This window comes from Chryseobacterium soldanellicola (assembly GCF_900100115.1).
GTDB classification, from domain to species: domain Bacteria; phylum Bacteroidota; class Bacteroidia; order Flavobacteriales; family Weeksellaceae; genus Chryseobacterium; species Chryseobacterium soldanellicola.
Map to the genome: position 1 here is coordinate 708,038 of NZ_FNKL01000002.1, position 19,974 is coordinate 728,011.

The 19,974-nt window shown below is 35.1% G+C and carries 20 protein-coding genes; 5 read left to right on the forward strand and 15 right to left on the reverse strand.

Annotated elements, in window-relative coordinates:
* Positions 1–20 precede the first annotated feature (20 nt).
* From mraY to mraZ, 6 genes are all read right to left on the reverse strand, one after another.
* Positions 21–1,262: a phospho-N-acetylmuramoyl-pentapeptide-transferase gene (gene mraY, locus BLT04_RS08110; RefSeq protein ID WP_089755278.1), complete on the reverse strand. Its 1,242-nt coding sequence runs from the start codon at positions 1,260–1,262 to the stop codon at positions 21–23.
* A gap of 80 nt (positions 1,263–1,342) precedes the next feature.
* A complete protein-coding gene (locus BLT04_RS08115; RefSeq protein ID WP_089755279.1) occupies positions 1,343–2,803 on the reverse strand; it encodes a UDP-N-acetylmuramoyl-L-alanyl-D-glutamate--2,6-diaminopimelate ligase in 1,461 nt (486 codons plus the stop codon).
* Between the two features lie 171 nt (positions 2,804–2,974).
* Complete coding sequence (locus BLT04_RS08120; protein WP_089755280.1) at positions 2,975–4,966, reverse strand: penicillin-binding transpeptidase domain-containing protein; 1,992 nt, start codon at positions 4,964–4,966, stop codon at positions 2,975–2,977.
* Positions 4,950–5,318, reverse strand: coding sequence for an FtsL-like putative cell division protein (locus BLT04_RS08125; protein WP_089755561.1), 369 nt, complete (start codon positions 5,316–5,318; stop codon positions 4,950–4,952). The genes BLT04_RS08120 and BLT04_RS08125 overlap by 17 nt, the downstream gene beginning before the upstream one ends.
* A 100-nt stretch (positions 5,319–5,418) precedes the next feature.
* Positions 5,419–6,312 carry a 16S rRNA (cytosine(1402)-N(4))-methyltransferase RsmH gene (gene rsmH, locus BLT04_RS08130; protein ID WP_089755281.1) on the reverse strand — a complete coding sequence of 298 codons (894 nt, stop codon included), beginning with the start codon at positions 6,310–6,312 and terminating at the stop codon, positions 5,419–5,421.
* 40 nt (positions 6,313–6,352) lie between these two features.
* The gene (mraZ, locus tag BLT04_RS08135) at positions 6,353–6,811 is read right to left on the reverse strand and encodes a division/cell wall cluster transcriptional repressor MraZ (protein ID WP_089755282.1); all 459 of its coding nucleotides are present in this window, start codon (positions 6,809–6,811) and stop codon (positions 6,353–6,355) included.
* A 272-nt stretch (positions 6,812–7,083) separates the two neighbouring features.
* Here mraZ and BLT04_RS08140 point away from each other — a divergent pair, with 272 nt between their 5' ends.
* The 4 genes from BLT04_RS08140 to BLT04_RS08155 all read left to right on the forward strand — a co-directional run bounded on the left by BLT04_RS08140 (position 7,084) and on the right by BLT04_RS08155 (position 12,193).
* On the forward strand, positions 7,084–7,845 hold the full coding sequence (locus tag BLT04_RS08140; RefSeq protein ID WP_089755283.1) for an alpha/beta fold hydrolase: 762 nt from the start codon (positions 7,084–7,086) through the stop codon (positions 7,843–7,845).
* 64 nt (positions 7,846–7,909) lie between these two features.
* Positions 7,910–8,533, forward strand: coding sequence for a ribosome biogenesis GTP-binding protein YihA/YsxC (yihA, locus tag BLT04_RS08145; RefSeq protein ID WP_089755284.1), 624 nt, complete (start codon positions 7,910–7,912; stop codon positions 8,531–8,533).
* A complete protein-coding gene (locus tag BLT04_RS08150) occupies positions 8,526–8,975 on the forward strand; it encodes a GNAT family N-acetyltransferase (RefSeq protein WP_089755285.1) in 450 nt (149 codons plus the stop codon). The genes yihA and BLT04_RS08150 overlap by 8 nt, the downstream gene beginning before the upstream one ends.
* A 257-nt stretch (positions 8,976–9,232) precedes the next feature.
* Positions 9,233–12,193 carry a zinc-dependent metalloprotease gene (locus BLT04_RS08155; protein ID WP_089755286.1) on the forward strand — a complete coding sequence of 987 codons (2,961 nt, stop codon included), beginning with the start codon at positions 9,233–9,235 and terminating at the stop codon, positions 12,191–12,193.
* A gap of 130 nt (positions 12,194–12,323) precedes the next feature.
* Here BLT04_RS08155 and BLT04_RS08160 read toward each other — a convergent pair whose 3' ends face one another.
* The 9 genes from BLT04_RS08160 to BLT04_RS18745 all read right to left on the reverse strand — a co-directional run bounded on the left by BLT04_RS08160 (position 12,324) and on the right by BLT04_RS18745 (position 18,685).
* Positions 12,324–13,208, reverse strand: coding sequence for a hypothetical protein (locus BLT04_RS08160; RefSeq protein ID WP_089755287.1), 885 nt, complete (start codon positions 13,206–13,208; stop codon positions 12,324–12,326).
* 10 nt (positions 13,209–13,218) lie between these two features.
* Entirely contained in the window at positions 13,219–14,550 is a 1,332-nt protein-coding gene (locus BLT04_RS08165; RefSeq protein WP_089755288.1) for a beta-carotene 15,15'-monooxygenase, read from the reverse strand.
* A gap of 12 nt (positions 14,551–14,562) precedes the next feature.
* A complete protein-coding gene (locus BLT04_RS08170; protein ID WP_089755289.1) occupies positions 14,563–14,970 on the reverse strand; it encodes a hypothetical protein in 408 nt (135 codons plus the stop codon).
* Between the two features lie 6 nt (positions 14,971–14,976).
* The gene (locus BLT04_RS08175; RefSeq protein ID WP_139166222.1) at positions 14,977–15,339 is read right to left on the reverse strand and encodes a DUF6804 family protein; all 363 of its coding nucleotides are present in this window, start codon (positions 15,337–15,339) and stop codon (positions 14,977–14,979) included.
* A 30-nt stretch (positions 15,340–15,369) separates the two neighbouring features.
* Complete coding sequence (locus BLT04_RS08180) at positions 15,370–15,687, reverse strand: hypothetical protein (RefSeq protein WP_089755291.1); 318 nt, start codon at positions 15,685–15,687, stop codon at positions 15,370–15,372.
* A gap of 80 nt (positions 15,688–15,767) precedes the next feature.
* The gene (locus BLT04_RS18895) at positions 15,768–15,938 is read right to left on the reverse strand and encodes a hypothetical protein (protein ID WP_170828446.1); all 171 of its coding nucleotides are present in this window, start codon (positions 15,936–15,938) and stop codon (positions 15,768–15,770) included.
* Between the two features lie 141 nt (positions 15,939–16,079).
* Positions 16,080–16,742, reverse strand: coding sequence for a response regulator (locus tag BLT04_RS08185; RefSeq protein ID WP_089755292.1), 663 nt, complete (start codon positions 16,740–16,742; stop codon positions 16,080–16,082).
* Positions 16,735–18,399 (reverse strand): tetratricopeptide repeat-containing sensor histidine kinase, encoded by a 1,665-nt coding sequence (locus tag BLT04_RS08190; RefSeq protein ID WP_170828447.1) that lies wholly within the window; start codon positions 18,397–18,399, stop codon positions 16,735–16,737. Before BLT04_RS08190 ends, BLT04_RS08185 begins: the two co-directional genes overlap by 8 nt.
* 61 nt (positions 18,400–18,460) lie before the next feature.
* Positions 18,461–18,685 carry a hypothetical protein gene (locus BLT04_RS18745; protein ID WP_139166224.1) on the reverse strand — a complete coding sequence of 75 codons (225 nt, stop codon included), beginning with the start codon at positions 18,683–18,685 and terminating at the stop codon, positions 18,461–18,463.
* A gap of 387 nt (positions 18,686–19,072) precedes the next feature.
* Between BLT04_RS18745 and BLT04_RS08195 the strand changes: the two genes are divergently transcribed.
* On the forward strand, positions 19,073–19,906 hold the full coding sequence (locus BLT04_RS08195; RefSeq protein WP_089755294.1) for a hypothetical protein: 834 nt from the start codon (positions 19,073–19,075) through the stop codon (positions 19,904–19,906).
* Positions 19,907–19,974 lie beyond the last annotated feature (68 nt).

Genomic DNA, 19,974 nt, shown 5'->3' on the forward strand with positions numbered 1-19,974 from the left:
TTACAACTTACAGCTGATTTCTATCTCATCTTCAATGTGATAAGACATACAATTGCCAGCATAACACCTATGATTATCATTCTGTTAACGATTTTACTTTCGTGAAAACCCTCTTTCTGATAATGGTGATGTAATGGTGACATTTTAAACAATCTATTGTTTTGGGCATATTCCAGCCCGTATTTTCTTTTTCTGTATTTGAAAACAACTACCTGAAGCATTACAGATATGTTTTCTATTAAAAAGATTCCGCATAATACAGGAATCATTAATTCTTTTCTTAAAATAATTGCTAAAACGGCAATTACTCCGCCCAACATTAAGCTTCCGGTGTCGCCCATAAAAACCTGTGCAGGATAGGTGTTGTACCAGAAAAAACCGATTACTGCGCCCACCATTGCGACGACAAAGATGGTGGTCTCGCCCATATTGGGGAGGAACATGATGTTGAGATAGTCCGCAAAGATAATGTTCCCGGAAACGTAGGTGAAAAACGCCAGAGCAAGCAGTATGACTGTACTTGTGCCTGCTGCGAGGCCGTCAATTCCATCTGTGATATTGGCTCCGTTTGAAACGGCTGTTACAATGAAAATTACGATTGGAATGAAGACAATCCATGCCCATTCGTGAGCATCTTTATCATTCATCCAAAACAACATTCCGCTATAATCGAACTCATTATTTTTAGCAAAAGGAACCGTAGAAACCGTGATTTTTTCTGTTGGCATAAAATTCTGCTCAACATTATTTCTGTTGACAACTTTTGCGTCTGCATATTTTCTCTTAACGGTAATATCAGGGTGGAAATACATTGTAACTCCGACAATTAGCCCTAATCCGACTTGCCCTACAATTTTAAATTTACCGCTTAAGCCGTCTTTATTTTTCTTAACTTTCTTTAAATAATCATCCACAAAGCCGATTGCACCCATCCAGATCACGGAAACGATTAATAGGACAATATAAACGTTGGTAATCCGGGTAAATAACAGAACGGGAATTAATGTGGCCAAAATAATGATAAGTCCACCCATGGTAGGTGTTCCTTCCTTTTGTTTCTGACCGTCCAGCCCAAGATCACGAACCAGCTCACCCATCTGTTTTGCTCTCAGATAATTGATGATTCTTTTACCGTACACAAGTGCTATGGTAAGGGACAGCAGGACTGCCATTCCCGCGCGGAAAGAGATGTATTTCAACATTCCTAATCCGGGTAAATGGATTCCATGGTTGGTTAAATATTCGTATAAGTAGTATAACATTTTCTATTTTTTTATAAATGATAAATGATTATTGATGAATGATAATCAACTACCATTTATCAATTACCGATTATAAATTTTTACTTACTCATTAATTTCCAAAGCTCATTAATTACTTCTTTATCGTCAAAATGATGCTTCACACCATTAATCTCCTGATAGGTTTCGTGGCCTTTTCCGGCTACGAGTACAATATCTTTAGGTTCTGCAAATTTTATCGCCATTTTTATGGCTTCTTTTCTATCGGGAATTGAAGTGTATTTGCTGAAGTTCTGAGGTTCAACACCTGCTTCAATTTCTTTAATAATGTATGCCGGATCTTCTGTTCTCGGATTGTCTGAAGTGATGATCGCCAACGTTGATTTTTTGGTGGCAATATTTCCCATTTCAGGTCTTTTGGAATGATCTCTGTCGCCTCCGCAACCGAAAACGGTGATGAGTCTTTCGTTTTTTGTTCTGATATCATTAATGCTGTCCAGAATGTTTTCCAAGGCATCTGGAGTGTGCGCATAATCTACAATGAAGAAAATTCCGCCATCTGATTTGAAAGTTTCAAACCTTCCGGAAACTCTTTTTAGTCTGCTGATCGCCTGTAAAATTTCATCTTGCTCAAAACCAAGCTCAGAAGCAATTCCGAAAACCAGCAATAAATTGTACACATTGAATTTTCCTGTTAAAGTTGTCCAGAATTCTTTTCCATTGAAGTTCAGCAGCATTCCGTTGAAATCAACTTCCAGCAATTTTCCATGAAAATCTGCCATTGTTTTCAGAGCATAAGACTTTTTTACAGCCTTTGTATTTTGAAGCATGACATTTCCGTTTTTATCATCCACATTAGTAATGGCAATGGCTGTATTCTGAAGCTCATCAAAAAATCTTTTCTTCGTTTTTAAATACTCATCAAAAGTTTTATGATAATCTAAATGATCGTGCGTAAGATTGGTGAAACCTGCAATTTTGAAATGCAGTCCTTCAATTCTGTTTTGAGAAATACCGTGTGAGCTTACTTCCATGAAAGCAAATTCGCAACCTTCTTCAACAGCCTGAGCCAGAATTTTATTAATCGTAATAACATCCGGAGTCGTATGTGTCGCCGGAATTACTTTCTCTCCGATTCTGATTTCTACTGTAGAAAGTAAAGCAGAATCATAACCTAAGTTTTTAAAAACATCAAAAAGTAGCGTAGAAACAGAAGTTTTTCCGTTTGTTCCTGTAACGCCGATTAATTTTAATTTTTCGGAAGGATTTCCGTAGAAATTGGAAGCTAACTGACCTAAAGTTTTAGAAGAATCTTTTACTTTAACATAGGTAATATTTTCATCTAAATTTTCAGGAAATTCTTCACAAACGATTGTTTTTGCTCCTTTTTCAATCGAAGATGCAATAAATGAATGCCCATCTACAACCGTACCTCTCATTGCGATATACAAAGAGTTTTCCGTAACCTTTCTGCTGTCGAACACCAATTCGGAAACTTCACGGGTGTTGTCACCGTGAATTTCTAAAACTGGGATTCTATTTAATAATTCAATTAATTGCATTTCTTTGATGCTTTATATTTATCTTTTTTTGAATTTCATAATTCCATAAGTTTTACTTATGGCTATTCATATTGAACCCTTTGGGTTCTTTATCACTTAATTTTTCCCTTTTTTATTAAATAGGATTATCATCCTATTCTATTTTAAATCGTCCCTTCGGGACTTTTTCTTTTAATTTTGCAGAGACAAATAAATTCTCTGGTTTTTGCTAATTATTGTGCCTTCTGACGGGAACTGTTCTTTGATTCGCCCAACTCCTTTATAATCAATTCTGTACCCTAAATTTTCTAATTGCGGAATCACATTTTTGCCGATGAGCCCGACTACATTAGGCATTTGCTTATTATTAACTGCTATTTTCACATTCGGTTCCACCATTTTATTAAGGTTTACCTTTTTGTCTACAAGCATTTCTTTTTCAACATTTTGAGGTGTTTTCAGGAAAGTTTTTCCTGCAATTTCTTTAAATACCGGAGCAGAAACTGTGGCTCCGTAAAATCCTTTTGCCGTATTAGGCTCACTGATCATCACGTAGCAGGTATATTTCGGATTATCAGCAGGATAGAAGCCTGCGAATGACGCGCGGTATTTCATCGGGCCAGGCAGCCAATATTCAAATCTTGCGGTTCCTGTTTTTCCTGCCATTTTTAAATTGGGGGTAAAAATACTTTTCCCTGTTCCTTTTTCTACGGCTTTTGTCAATGCGCTGGTCATCATTTTAATTGCTTTTTCAGAAGCCATTTTGTTGACGATTACTTCAGGTTTTGCATTGTATATCACTTTTCCGTCCTTCATTATTTTGTCGATAAACAGAGGTTTAAGCATTTTCCCGCCATTCGCAACGCCGTTGTAGAAGGTTGTTAACTGTAATAAATTGATGTTTGACGAATATCCGTACGCGATTGAAGCCAGTGTTGCGGCATTCCATCTTTTATTATCTGGTGTTACGATTTTCGGTTTTGTAATTCCCGGAAGCTCGAGATCCATTTTTTCAAATAATTTCCAGCGTCTTAAATGATCAAGGAAAATCTGGGGTTTATCAGCATAATATTTCGTAATTAATTTTGCTGTTCCTACGTTACTTGACTTCGCTAAAACATCACTTATGTCGTATGTTCCGCCTCCGTGACCGTCTGAAATTCTTTGTTTAGCATATGTCCAGATTCCGTTTCCTACGTTTACGGTTGTATTTTCGTCAATAAAACCGTCATCCATTGCCGCCAGAAGCGAAATGGTTTTAAATGTAGATCCGGGTTCTATGTTATCCTTTAAAGCATAATTGTAAGAATCTTCATAATTTCCGTCTTCAGTTCTTCTTAAATTGACCATTGCGCGAACTTTCCCTGTTTCAACTTCCATCACAATCACGGTTCCGTGTTTTGCTTCAAAATTAATGAGCTGCTTTTCTAAGGCCGAGTGCGCAATGTCCTGAATTCTAAGGTCTAAAGTAGTATAAACATCTTCGCCGTCAATAGGTTCCTGAACCTTCCAGAAATCAATGGGCTTCCATTGAGAAGAATTAATTCTTTGTTCTAATCTTTTTCCGTCGGTTCCGGTTAAATATTTTGAAAAAGCGCCTTCCAGACCGGCTTTAAGATCACCATTATCGATTCCGATTGTTCCGGCTCCGATTTCTGAGGTTGCCAATTCTCTTTTATAATTTCTGTCAACAATAAAACCACCTTTATTTTTTCCTCTTTTAAAAATCGGGAACTTTCTGATTCTGTCGTATTCATCAAAATCAAGCCCTTTAACCAAAGCGTAATATTGATTTTTCTTTTTTCTTTGCTCATCAAATTTCTTTCTGAATTCTCCTCTTGATTTCCCGAACATTTTACTTAAAGAATCCGTCAAAGCACCAATATTGTTGCTGTAAACGGTGTCTTTCAATGTTTTAAAATCAAGATAAATGTCATAGCGCATTACGGTTGTTGCCAAAATAGAGCCGTCGGAAGCGAATAAATTCCCACGGGCGGCCTTGAGTGTGGCTTCACGATAGTTTTTATTAATGTAATCGTCTTTAATTTCCTGGACATTAGTGTTTTGGAGGATTATAATCCTTGCCAGAAACATTACAAACACGCACAAAGCCACCACTGCGAAGAGGTAGCCCCACCTTAACGTTTTTTTACGTTTGTTGTCGTATTCATTTTGCTTTTGCATCTGTACTATCCAGTTTTATTAGCAGTTTATGAGGATGATTTTCTAAGGTCATTAACGAATCTTTAGCTACTTCTTTCCCCAATTGCGATTCCATTTTTACTTTGATCAGCTTACTTTGTGCGTAAGCGTTTCGCGATTTATATTCTTCTGTTTCTTCTTTTAAGGCATTGACAATTTTAATCTTTTTGTTGACGAGGTGATTGCTGTAAATCATTGCCATCATTAAGACAAACAACAGGAGAAAATACTTGTAATGTATTTTGATCTCATCACGGTTGAGAAAATTCCCTTTTATAATATCTATAAAAGTTAATCTCTTCTGAGGACGATTTGTTGTTGCTCTTTTTGCCAATTTATTATCAATTTGCTTTGCAGTGAATTCACTTTGTTTGTCAATGGTCAATTTTAACGTTTGAAAAAAAATTGACTATTCACAATTCATTTATTCACTTTTAAACTTTAATTCCTGTTCTCATTTTGGCACTTCTGGCTCTTGAGTTTTCTTCAATTTCCTTATCATCGGGAATAATTGCTTTGCTCTTTACCAATTCAAATGCTTTTTTATAATTTCCGTAAATGTCTCTTTGAGGTTCCCCTTCAAACATTCCGTTTTTCAAAAACCTTTTTACTAAGCGGTCTTCCAGGGAATGGTAGGAGATTACAACCAATCTTCCTTCCGGCTTTAAAACATGGTATGCCTGCACGAGCATTTCTTTTAAAACTTCCAGTTCCTGATTGACCTCAATTCTTATCGCCTGAAAAAGCTGTGCATAAAACTTATTAATCTTATGCGGCGGAAGAAAATTGAAAAGCTTTTTCAGATCTTCCGTTGTATTTATGCTTTTATTTTTTCTGTGATGAACGATATCTCTTGCTAATTTTCTCGCTTCTCTCAATTCTCCGTAATAATAGAAAATATCGGCAAGCTGCTCTTCCTCATAATCGTTAATAACTCTTTTGGCATCAAGACTTTGCATGACATTCATTCTCATATCCAAAGGAGCGTCGCTTCTTGTAGAAAAACCTCTTGCGGCTTCATCAAACTGGTGTGATGAAACCCCTAAATCAGCTAAAACACCATCAACCTGTGAAATTCCGTACATTAATAAAGAGTTTTCCAGAAATCTGAAATTCTGATTGATTAATGTAAATCTCGGATCATCAATTGTATTTTTAAGAGCATCTAAGTCCTGATCAAAACCGTACAGTTTTCCTTTATCAGAAAGCCTGCTCAATATTTCTCTTGAATGGCCGCCGCCACCAAAAGTGCAGTCCACGTATGTTCCGTCTGGATTCGTCACCAAATCATCAACACTTTGCTTCAACAAAACGGGGTTATGATACATGTTTAAGTTGTGTTTTTTAGCTTTTAATAATTTATCGGGTTTATTCTTCTTCTAAATCACCCATTACATCTTCGGCAAGACCGGCGAAATCAGCTTCATTAATAGAAATCACTTTCTCATAAGCCTCTTTATCCCACATCTCAAAAAGCTCTCCTGCGCTTGTGATCACAATATCTTTCTGAAGATTTGCGAAATGCGTAAGGTCTTTCGAGATCTGTAATCTCCCTGCATTATCCAATTCTACTGTTTTTACTCCTGCCGTAAACATTCTAATGAAATCAGCATTCTTTTTTACGAATCTGTTAAGTTTATTAATTTTGCCCATCACTTTATCCCATGCGTTCATAGGGTAAACTTCAAGGCAGGGTTGGAACACGGATCTTTTGACTACAAACGCCTTGTCGTCGAAGTTTTCCATTTGTTTAATCAAAGATGAAGGTACCTTTAAACGGCCTTTATCGTCGATTTTACACTCATATGTTCCAATGAAACTTTTCATTTGGGACAAATTTATATAATAATTTCCAAAATTTCCCACTTTTTCCCACTTTTTGCCTTAATGTTAATAAGTTTTATTAATAATTGAGATTTGAGGAGGTAAGTATTTGATATGTTGTATTTTGTATAATGTGTTATTTGAGCCATAACAAAAGGATTTTGAAAAAAAGAGTTAAAAAACAGTGTATTATATTATTTTTATTTTAAATTAGGCTAATCAAAATATTTTTGAGGTTTAATTTGTATTTTTGCAAGGCTTTAGTAAGGCATTTTATGATATTTAGTACAAAAAAAGAAAAGAAATATACCTTTGTAGAGGCGGGAGAAGGACATCCATTGGTGCTGTTGCACGGTTTAATGGGTGGTTTGAGTAATTTCGATAAGATGGTGAATTTTTTTTCGGAGAAAGGATTTAAGGTCTATGTGCCTCAATTGCCGATCTATGATTTGCCGGTACTCAATACCAATCTTACCACAATTGCAAAATATATTGTCAAGTTTATAGAAAGCAATATTTCAGGGCCTGTCACTATTGTCGGAAATTCAATGGGAGGTCATATCGGGCTTATCCTGACGCTGGCAAGACCGGATCTGGTTAAAAATCTTGTTCTTACAGGAAGTTCCGGCTTATATGAAAGAACTTTCGGAGACAGCTTTCCAAGAAAAAACGACCGTTCATATATAAGGAAGAAAACGGAAGAGGTATTTTATGACCCTTCTGTGGCAACCGAAGATTTGGTAGATGAGGTTTTTGCTGTCGTCAATGACAGAATGAAAGGCATCAAAACCGTAATGCTGGCAAGAAGCGCTATCAAACACAATATGTTGCATGATCTTCCTAAAATTTTAACGCCGACGTGTTTAATTTGGGGAAAGCAGGACAATGTGACGCCTCCGGAAGTTGCGCAGGATATGCATAAGTTTATCCCCAATTCAGATCTCTTCTGGATCGATAAATGCGGCCACGCAGCAATGATGGAAAAACCGGATGAATTTAATGAAATTCTCTACAGCTGGTTAAAAGATAAAGTTTAAAACAAAATAAATTGAACCATTAAGAGCTTTTCTTAATGGTTTATTTTTCTAAAAAATATTCAAAATGGTTATTAAAACAGCAACATTCGTAAAGAGCAGCGGAAAATGGCAGGATTGCCCTGAGCCCAATCTTCCTGAATATGCTTTTATCGGAAGGTCTAATGTCGGGAAATCTTCATTGATCAATGCAATGATGAATCACAAAGATTTGGCTAAAACATCGGGAACTCCGGGAAAGACGCAGCTTATTAATCATTTTTTAGTTAATGAAAACTGGTATCTGACGGATTTGCCGGGTTATGGGTATGCAAAAGTTTCAAAATCAATAAGAAAGGATTTCGAAAAGCTGATCACCAATTATATTTTAAACAGGAAAAATCTGGTTAATCTTTTCGTTTTGGTAGATTCAAGACATACGCCGCAAGCGATCGACCTGGAATTTATCCAGTGGTGCGGGGAAAGTGGAGTGCCTTTTTCAATTGTTTTTACAAAAGTTGATAAGCTGAAACCTAATATTGCGATTAAAAATGTAGAAAATTATAAAGCAGAACTACATAAAACATGGGAAGATCTTCCGGAAATATATGTGACTTCTGCAGAAAAGAAAACAGGTGGTGAGGAAATCCTTAATTTTATACAAACAACAAATGATTTTTTAAAGAATAACAGTGTCAATTTCGATGAATAATATTATCTGGAAAATTAAAACTTTCGAGGAATTTACCGTTCCTGAATTATACGCCGTTCTAAAAGCCCGTATTGATGTTTTTGTCATCGAGCAAAACTGCCCGTATCCTGATTTGGATAATTATGACCAAAAAGCGATTCATATCTGGGCAGAGCAGGATGGGGAAATTCTCGCCAACTGCAGGGTTTTTGACAAAGGAATTAAATATGATGAAGCCTCTTTAGGACGCGTTTTAACAACCGATGCGGCAAGAGGGAAAAATTTGGGAAGGCAATTGATGAAATATGCCGTTGAAACAATAGAAAACCGTTTTCATACTTCGGAAATCAGGATTTCTGCACAGGACTATCTGTTGAAATTCTACTCCGATTTTGGATTTGTGGATACGGGGAAAAAATATCTGGAAGACGACATTCCGCATACGGAAATGTTGAGAAAGTAAAGAAAAGCGGGGAAATTAATCTTCGCTTTTTTTATTTGTCTATCGCTGTCGTTTTTTTAAACTGGAATTTGCGTTTATTTTTTTAATTTAAAAATTTAGATTGATTTATTTAATTTGCGTATTTAGTAATAAAATAGTTGATTTTTTAATTAATTTATTGGAGCTAATTATTTGAAAACAAGTTTTATATTGCACAGGCTTTAAAATCCTATCAAGGATTGTGGTATTCATAAAATCAAATTTAATTAATTAAAAAAATGATGAAAAATTTAAGAAAGTTCAGCAAATGGGCATTTTTATTTATGCTCTTTTTTGCTGGCAACACCTATGCACAAATTGAAAATAAGTCTCCTTTTCTGGTAGGGACAACGCGTCAGTTTCTGTCGCATATTCAAAAAAATCAATCGTTAGGCAAACAAGAGCAGCGTATTAAGCTCAGTACTTCGGCATCAAATGTTTTGGATGTAAAGATTAATTATTTTAAAAATGAGTCTAATGGGATCACGCATCTTGAAGGCGAGGTTCTAGGTACGGAGCAAGGAAGTTTTACAATTAGAGTAAGCGAGAGCAAATTTGAAGGAAATATAATTCTTCCAAAATCTAAAAAAGCGTATAGCTATTATTCAGACGCAAAAGGGAATGCTTATATACGAGAAACAGACATTAATAAATTAATCTGTACAGATTATAAAGTGCCCGTTCCGAAAGAAAAGCCCGTTCCTTCTGCAACGAAAACAACATCAAAAACAACAGATGTTTCAAATCTGCAAAGTTACCCAGGAGCAGCAGGCTGCATTCTTCTTGATTTTGACGGTCATTATATGCCCGCAGGCAGTTGGTGGAATGGTGGGAATGCCATAAATGCAGCGCCTGCAGGGATGACTAATGATGAAATTCTTCAGGCCTGGGAAGTTGTTGCTGAAGACTTTCGCCCATTTGGGTTGAATGTAACAACCAACGAGGCGGTTTTTAATACCTATCCTGCTAATAAAAGAATGCGAAATGTTATTACTACTACAAATACTGCAGACCAAAGCGGTTCAGCAAGTGGTATTGCTTATATGAATAGCTTTTCTAATGCTAATGATAACGATACGCCATGTTGGACATTTACTAATGATTATGTAGCGCGTTATCCAAAATTTATAGGAGATGTTACATCTCATGAAGTTGGACATACCTTTGGGCTTTCTCATGATGGGACTTTGGATGATCCAGGAGGGTATTATCCGGGGCATGGATATTGGGGACCTATTATGGGCATTTCTAATAACAATGTTGTACAATGGAGTAAGGGAGAATATTCAACAGCTGATAACCATCAGGATGATTTAGCGATAATCTCGGGATCAGCTAACGGTGTAGGTTATCGTGCTGATGATCATGGAAACAATATTTCTGGCGCAACGACATTATCTTCTATGTCCGGGCAAATATCAGCAACGGCTAATCAAAATAGTGGGATAATCGGTACTACTGGTGATATTGATATGTTTACTTTTACCACAACAGGTGGGGATGTAGCGATCAATATAAATGCAATACCCAGAAACAGTAATCTTCGTCTGGGAGTAACTTTATTTAATGGACAGAATGTTTCACAGGGAACTTATTATGCAAATGCTGCTAATTTAGGTGAAACAGTTGTAATTAATAAAACCCTTGCTGCCGGTAAATATTATATTTCGGTAACAGGCGTTAATGATGGAACTGCTGATACAGGATATACAAATTATGATTCATTGGGAGCCTATACGATATCCGGATATTTTCCTTCCAATTATGCATGTGTAGGAGGTACGGTTCAATTGATGACTAATATCACAGGAATATCTTACCAATGGCAGTATCAATATGGAGGAGTCTGGAATAGCTATCCCGAAGGAAATAATGGATATGCTACTTTCTCAGGATCACAAACAGCAACGATGACGGTTTCAAATATCTCATCATCCTACATATCAGGAGCTAATACGGCAAGAGTAGCGGTAACTTTGGCAAATGGTACAGTGGTATATTCTGTGCCACAGGTTTGGGGCGCTTCAGGAATAATCAGCCAACCGGCACCATCCACGACTGCATGTGTCGGGGGTTCTTTAACGCTATCTGCTCAGGCTTCGGGCTCATCTTACCAGTGGCAGTATTTATCCGGAGGAAACTGGATCAATTATCCTGAAGGGAATAACGGTGTTGCAACTTTTACCGGCAGCCAGACTCCTTCAATGACAATTTCTAACATTACATCAGGATATATTGCGAATAACAATCAGGCAAGATTAGTGGTATATGGATTAAACGGCTGTTCTACTGCTTCAAACGTGATAACTTGGGGTGCTTCAGGAATAATCAGCCAGCCGGCAGCATCCATCACTGCATGTGTTGGAGGCTCTTTAACGTTATCTGCTCAGGCTTCGGGCTCATCTTACCAATGGCAGTATCTATCCGGCGGAATCTGGAACAATTATCCTGAAGGAAATAACGGTGCTGCAACTTTTACCGGAAGCAAGACCCCTTCAATGACAATTTCTAACATTACATCAGGGTATGTGACGAATCCCAATCAGGCAAGATTAGTGGTATATGGATCAAATGGCTGTTCTACTGCTTCAAACGTAATAACTTGGGGTGCTTCAGGAATAATAAGCCAGCCGGCGGCGTCCACAACTGCATGTGTCGGAGGCTCTTTAACGTTATCAGCTCAGGCTTCGGGCTCATCTTATCAGTGGCAGTATTTATCCGGTGGAAACTGGATCAATTATCCTGAAGGAAATAATGGTATTGCAACTTTTACCGGAAGTAAGACTCCTTCGATGACAGTTTCTAATATTACATCAGGGTATGTCACAAATCCAAACCAGGCAAGATTGGTCGTTTACGCATCAAACGGTTGTACCACGGTATCTAATACTGCAACATGGAAAGCGGTAAACTGTGCCGGACGACAATCTGTTAACGATGAAGTAAAGCCAACTTCTGCGAATGATCAGGCAGTATATCCAAATCCTGTAAAGGATGAGCTGAATATCAGTTTAGGATCCGAAAAAGGGAATTATAAAGTGGAAATAAGTAACAGTCTTGGGCAGGTATTATATACTACAACTACCTCAGAAAGATTAATACAAGTGTCATTTTACGGAAAACCATCAGGATTATATATTGTAACGATAAAAAATTCTGCAAATGAAAATATAAAATCATTTAAAGTGATAAAACAATAATAAAGAGACCGTTTTGGCGGGAAAAAATATCTGGAAGACGATATTCCGCATACGGAAATGTTGAGAAAATAAAGAAAAGCGAAGAGAAATCTTCGCTTTTTTTTGATAGTTAAATATATGAAGTGTTTTTTTATTTTCCGGAAATGGCTTTTAAAATAATAGGCTCTAAATTAGATGGCAGATCTGCTGATTTTATCTGATAATTTTTTATTTTCATTTCTTTAAACCAGTTTTCCCAGTATTCTTTGATGACATCGCCACCAAAAGGATTTCCTTTTACAGGATTAATTCCCAGGACAATAACTTCAAGATTTTCCAGATCGTCATTAGCCTTAATGAAGCCTAAACCTTTATCCTGAATTTTTGCCTTAAAGTCCGAAGAATTAAGCTTTAATGATTTTACCAGTTCTGGTGTTAAATAGGAGGTTTTTTGGCCTTCGGAAAATTTGGAATCTTTATGATAAATATATCCGTCGGTTAAAATAAAAAGAATATTTCTATGATTGTCTTTGATGCAATAATCCTTTGCTTTATTTTTGAAAAACTCCCAAATATCTGAACCTACATATTGTTTATCTTTAATAGCTGACTGATAAATCTGCAATGGCAACGATGAATATTTTTTGTCAACCAGATCAATATTGTCCTTCGTTGTATTTTTATCGAAAGAAACTTTCAGATCTTTTGTCAGCTCATTCATTTTCGGATCGGATGGTTCTGGATTAAAGAAAACCTGCATCTGATCGTTCAGTTGGATCACTCTTTTGCTTTTGATATGATCTAAAAACCCTTTATCAATAGCTTTGATATATTCTACATCGCGTTGAAAATATTCCATGGTAGGATTTGAATTTTTTTCGGGATCAATTCTGTCTGAAAGATCTATCAAAACACTGATGTTTAAGTTTTTAGCAGAATTATTTATCGGAGCAGAAATTGTTTTAACCTGTTCTTTCGGTTTTCCGCACTGGATGAAAAGCGCAGATGAAATTAAGAAATAGAATAGTTTTCTCATAACAATTTTTTTATAGAATTGACATATAAACCGTGTTCTGGCTGTCTGAGTTTGCCCCGACTTTCTTTAGATTGGCATTATACCTTTCCATGCATTCTTCCACCAGTTTTTGAGAATGGATTCTCTCATTAATATTGGTAATCCAGCCCTGCATATATTCCGAAGCATACAATTTGTAATCTTTTGTTGGAATTATTACGCCATCAATAATGTTCTGAAGCTCTTCAATTCTGCCTTTTGCTTTGGCAATCAGTTCTTTGATGCTTCCGATATTGTTTCTAACTTCTTCTTTATGTTTTTCGAGATCCTCTATTTTTTCCTGATGAACAAGAATATCTTTCTGTCTTTTGGTTTGCTCATGCTTGATCTTGTCTTTTTCTTTATGCTCTTTCATGACGAAGTCAAAAACAAGTCCCCAAATAATATACACAATGAATCCTGCGAAAATAATTCCCCAAAACTGATTCTTTGTAAAAGCAATCGACAGATCGAATGGGGGAGAGTTGAAAGTTTTGTTTAATTCATATAATTTTGATTCAATTTCATAGGCTAAAATGGCATCAAAAACGAAGGTTATGATAAAAAGCAAAGCCACTTTGGAATAATTGACAAAACTTTTATTTTCACCAAACATATGAATCAAATACCCCAATCCTAGAAACACAAAAGGGATCAGCGTAACAAAAGCGCCTTCCAGCGGACCTTCATCCCAGGCTTTATTGAAAGCCTGTGCGTCCAAAACATTCTGAATAATATTTCCATTCGTATCAAAATTTTTGAAAAAAGCAGAATAGGAAGTCGAAATATAAAATGTAAAGAGATATAAACTGATCGGGATCAGAATAATCAGGCCAATCCAGAATTTTGTAGAAGCTCCTTTTGTTGCTTTTACATTATAGATCTCGGGATTTCTTGGAAGATCATTAATTTCAAATTTTATTTTTTCAATTTTATCCTGAACAGCTTCAATGTCATCACCAATGTTTTTTAACTGATCTTCTTTATTGTCTAAAGAAACGGTCAGACCTTTGATTTCGGTTTCCTTATTTTTCTGTTCGTTGAGATACGGTTCCTTTAATTTATTTTGTTTTTCAACGAGTTGTTTTTCTTCGTTTTGAAATTTAGAATAAATCGCGTCAAGACAAATTGACAAGGCGGTATGATTTCCGTTGTTTCTTGAGCTGTCTCTGTAGCCGGTCTCATGATAAGACCTTTTTCTGTTTTCTTCGGAAGAATCTAAATTTGGTTCAATATCAAATGTTATATTTTCATCATTTGACTTATTTGAATCATCGATTGGAACGGGCTTCAACCGGAAAAGATTTTTAATATTTGTTGTCATAATTTATGGATATTAGTTTTTAAGATCATGAAGAATGTCGGTTTTGCTTTTACCCTGCTTTACGGCTTCGATAAAATAATCGGCAATGTCTTTTACGTTTTCTTCCAAAAATCCGAACATGGCAACATATTTTTTCAAAGCGGAATATTCGTTTTCAGAAACCACTCCGTCTGCCCAGATCATTACCGTGAGATCAAATAGATATTCTACTTTTTCTTCGATGGTTTCGGGAATTAATGATTTTGAATTGATGGGATTAAGAAGGATTTCATCTAAATTTTTCGGTGAAATACCCCTTTCTTCTGCTGATTTATAAAGCATTTTAAGTTCTAAAGGGCTGAAATCATCATCGCAGATTGCCATTTGGTACAATCTTAAGAAATGAGCTTTGAGATTTTCAGGTATTTGTGTTGTTTCCATAGTTTTTTATTTGATTATTCTGTCTCGTGTTCGTGATATTTCCTGGTGTTTGATATCAATAGTTTCAGGTTCTTTTATTTTCTTTTTTGGAATTAATGTGTAGAAATAATAGAGAAACAAAAGCCCGACTAAAATGTCAATGATGATCCAAAAAGGCTTTAAATAAAGGTAAATCGGGATGATCGGATTAAAAAGAAAGAAGATCAGTATAAAAGCGATCAGCCAAAAGCTCCTGCTCCTGAATTCATTAAAGATAATGACCAATGCCATGAATGAGACTATAATTCTAAGAAAAGTATAGTATCTGTAAGGCATTTCAAAGATCCCGATGAAACAAAGGAGTGCGGCGATTATGATGAGGTATTTCATGGTTATTTTAGTTTTTAGTCGGGCTTTAAATTAGTTACAACCTGAGCAGTACGACCTGTCAACGTATTCTTTACTATTTCCGGAATAGTAATAGCATCCACCTCTTGGTCCGACACTTAACGGATGTCCGTTATAGGTGCATCCTCTGCTTTGAGAATAAGATCTTGTGCTTCTGGCTTTGCTTCTTTTTGATTTTCTGCTTTTTTTTCTGGTGGTTTTGCCTTTCTGCTTCTTCGGTTTTTTAGAAGAAAATTCTGTTGTTGAAGTAGCGCTGTTCGTTGAAGCTGAAAGGCTTACCGGTAATAATAAGCCCAGGCTTAAAAGGCTTGTAAAAAGTAGTTTTTTCATGGTGATTTTAATTTTAAAATTTGATTTTAGTTTCTTTAATAAACCAGTGATTATTTTTATAGTAATCACTGGAATAGCTTTTAAGCGTACTCGACTAATTCCCAAGTGACTGCTTTGCCATCGTAAGGAGGCATAGTATTTCCTTCAGCAATTGGTGCTGTAGTTGATGGATTTCCAACAACTTTCCATTTCCCAGACTCAGGACACTTTTCTCCTGTTCTCGCTTTTGTACCTAATGGTTTTTTTGCCATGTTTAAATATTTAATTGTTTTAACACTCCAAAAGTATGAGCATTACGTTTCAATACATTACGGAAAACCATAAATTGAATTATTTAATAAAAAAACCTTCCAGAAATACTGAAAGGTTATTAATTTTTGATTAAAAATAAATTATATAATGCCGATGTCTTTACATATAACAATCAATTCAATATTATTTTTGGCACCAAGTTCAAAACGAAGATCATTTAATCTTTTTTCTATGGCGCTTTTGCTATCCGGGGCTATTTTATTTTCTTTGAAGAATTTTTCAATTTCACTTTGTTTCCACCCTTTGGCAAGGAATTCAATAAGGGTAATGTCATATTCCGTAAATTCAAAAGAAGTATTACGAATAGAGTTTAAAATGTCTTGTGGAATAACGATTTCACCAGAAAAAACGTTCTTGATTGTATTTCTGAGATCCTTACCGTCATTTCTTCCTTTACTTACAAAACCATTGATTTCATGTATTTTGTAAAGGTCATTAATAATTTTTGGTCTTTTTTCAATAGAAAAAGCAATGATTTTCAAATTGGGTTGCATTTTTTTGGCTTCCTCGATTAATTTTTGTCCGGAATTGATTTTCTGCTCTATATGGTCTTTGTCAAAAGATAAGTCTGTAATTAACAAGTCATAAGGAGCACTGGTTGTAATTGCGGTTTTTATTTTTTGTAATGCTTCATCACAATAATTCACAAAATCAAAATTCTGAATTTGTAATTCGGTAAGGGTATTCACAACACCCAAATTTCGGATTTCGTGATCTTCGGCTATCAGGACTTTCTTAAACATATTTCGATTGTATTGGTATGGTTATTTGAATAATTAATCCTCCTGTAGGATTTTTTTCAAAAGTAATATCTCCTCCAATGGTTTCAATACGGTTTTCCGTATTATATATTCCTGTGCCTTTTTGTTGGTTTAAATCACTAATTCCAACACCATTATCTGTATATTTTATTTTTAAAGCGTTATCGTTTTTCTCAAATTTTAAGGAAGTAAATTTTGCCTGGCTGTGTTTTTTCATATTAACGAGCAATTCCCGAATAATCTGATAGACCTCATCCTGATGAGATTCACTTAAGTTTTTCCAGATATTTTCATTGTTTCCGACAAGATAGGTTTTTACATTCTCATTATTAAAAGAACCGATGAGGGTAGAAATTTTTTTGCTGAAATCCTTTTCTTCATTTTTAGAATCATGTTTTTCGTAGGAAATGTCGCGTGATTTTTCGTAGACAAATTCCAGTTCATCAAGCATTTCGTTTTTATCGATATTTTCCTGATTTTCAATTTTGGTCATCACCTGATAAATCCCGTTGGCAACAACATCATGAACTTTCTTAGAGATCTTAAGCTGATTGTTTTTTATTTTTAATTCGTTTTCTTGTTTGAGTCTTTTTTGTCGTCTGCGATACCAAAATGAGCCCCCAATTAATATTAATATTAATGAGACAATTCCAATATCTTGTTTAAAACTTTTTGCTTTTAATCTTTGATAAGTAGCGTTTTTTGCTTCCAAATCATATCTCACTACAGCAAATTGATTCTTATCCCTGCTTCTTGCTATTTGAATACTGTCATTGATATAATTAAATCTTTTGAAGTTCTCCAAATAATTTTTAGGATCTAAAGTTATAATTTTCTGTAAAGCAATTACTTGATCATCAAAACTTTTGTTTTGAATAGCAGTTTGAAGCATTCTTTTAGCAAAATCTAATGAAAGGTTTTTATCTCTATTTAAATAATATTCAGATAAAGTTTCAAAACTTGAATTTTTCCCCCATTGATCATTTGTCTTTTCCCTAATTTCCAGGGCTTTGTAAAATTCTGGCACGGGATTATAGTTTTTATCATCAAGATATTTAGCCTTTGCAAAATTGTTTATTGCTCTTGAATAGTTAGAGCTGCTATTAGTTAAAATTGCTTTTTTCAGATATTCTTTGGCAAGTTTTAAATTTCCTTGACTTATTAAAACATCACCAATATTATTATAACAGGTATATCTATCTTCATTATTATTGGCATATCCTAAAGCTTTTTTGTAATAAATATATGCGCTGTCAAAAACCTTAAGGTTATTAGATGCGATAGCCATATTATTATAATTTGAAGTTAATGTTTTTGTAACAGTAATATCTTTTTCGTCCTTAAGGAATTTATTTGATTCCAATGAAGTTTTAATAGATCCAAAAAAATCACCTTTGCTTGTTTGAATTTGTGCCATGTTAGCCAAAGCTCTTGCAGCACCAATAGAATCTTTATTATCTAAAAAAGAATTCTTTGCTAAATTAAAATTATAAAAAGCCGAATCTAGAATATTTTTGTTATAGTATCCTTTTGCTTTATCAAAAAAAAAGTTTGTGGAAAGGTCAGGTTCTGTTGTTTTATTTTCCTTTTTACAGGAAAATAATCCCATCAATAAAATAATTAATAGTAAGTGTTTCATGAGGTTAGTTTTGGGTGCAAGGTAAGAAAAAGGACAGATTATACAATCTGCCCTTTTAATATTAAGGATTTGGAGGGGTAAATGGAGGAGGTATTTGTCCTGTATTTCCACCCACAGGTCCGCCATCATCACCTGTTCCTGTGCCGGGATCTGTTCCTGTACCCGGATCACTCGGTCCGCCGTTTTGTACCGTTACCGGATCCTGGTTATTGTTATGACATGTTGTTGCGTTTCCGTTATTATGTGAGAATGCTAAGCCAAGTAGCATTAAAAAAAATTGTATCATTTTTTCAAAAAATTTAATGTTAAAGCATTCGTGTTCTTCCCTGCGAAACAGATCGCAGATAGTTTGACACGGTTAAAAAATTTCGAAGCGCTTCTTAAATTTTTTGGGAAGTAGAACCTTCAAAAACGGAAGAGAAACATCTGCTTCCCAACCCGGAGTTTTCTTCCGTTTTATCCGGTGTTTTTTGAAATCAGTTTTGTAAATTTGTTTTTGTAATGTTTTGTTTATCAACTGATTTCTGATACAAATTTCTAGGAATTTTAGATGGTATAACAGACAATGAATAGACATCGATAGACATGAAATGGACAGGAATTTAATTACGGAAACCCGTAATGCGACACGGTAGAAAATCAAGTATTTTGTAATACCCTTAAAAACTAATATATGTCCAAAATAAAACTGTTAATCAATGAAGTATTTAAACAGGGCGAACGTGATTCAGGTTTAAAGAAAAAATATCCACTATCTCTCTATTTAAAAGTGCATCTTGAAACATTTAAGCTTTATATAGATGAAAAAACATTCGTAAGGTACTATGAAGCTTATGTTTTAGGGACAAATAAAGAAATGGATCCGGATCCAGACACACTCAATAAATTAAGTCAATATGTAGGCTTTAAAGATTTTGCAGATTTTTCCAGAACTTTTGTGAAAAAAGATGAAAATGCCAATAAAACAACCGTAAAAATAAGTGTGGATGAAGATGAAGAATCTTTGACGGAAAAACTCTCCAAAATTATTATTAATATTACTAATGAACAGCATTTCAAAATGCCTGAATTCATAAAACAAAATGGATTTGGAATCGTTGAATTAACCTTTATCATGCTTCTTCTTACAGGAAATGTTGTATTTTCTAATAATAAAAATAATTCTTTTGGAATTATGTCAAATGCAGGTTCCTGGACAGATAAAAAATATATGTACTGGAATGGCGAGATCTATATTCCTACAGATAGCTCAGATGTAGGTCCGGAATTTAATGTTGTTGCAATCGACTTTTACAAAGTAAAACACTTTAAAAGAATCACAAGAAAAGATACTTTGACGGAAGAAAATGCTACTGGAAAAACCTGGTATTCAAAATACAATGGCGAGGTTGAATTTTTTACAGCGGATGGTGTAGATCCGGATACGGACAGAGAATTAAGAAAATCAACATCTCTTATTGTTAATAAATATGCTGGACCACAAGCAGATTCCCTTCAAACCGAATAAAGAATTTCCTTCACAATTATTTAAACTTACCTTAAAACAAAACGAAAAATAATCCCTTACTTTCGTCC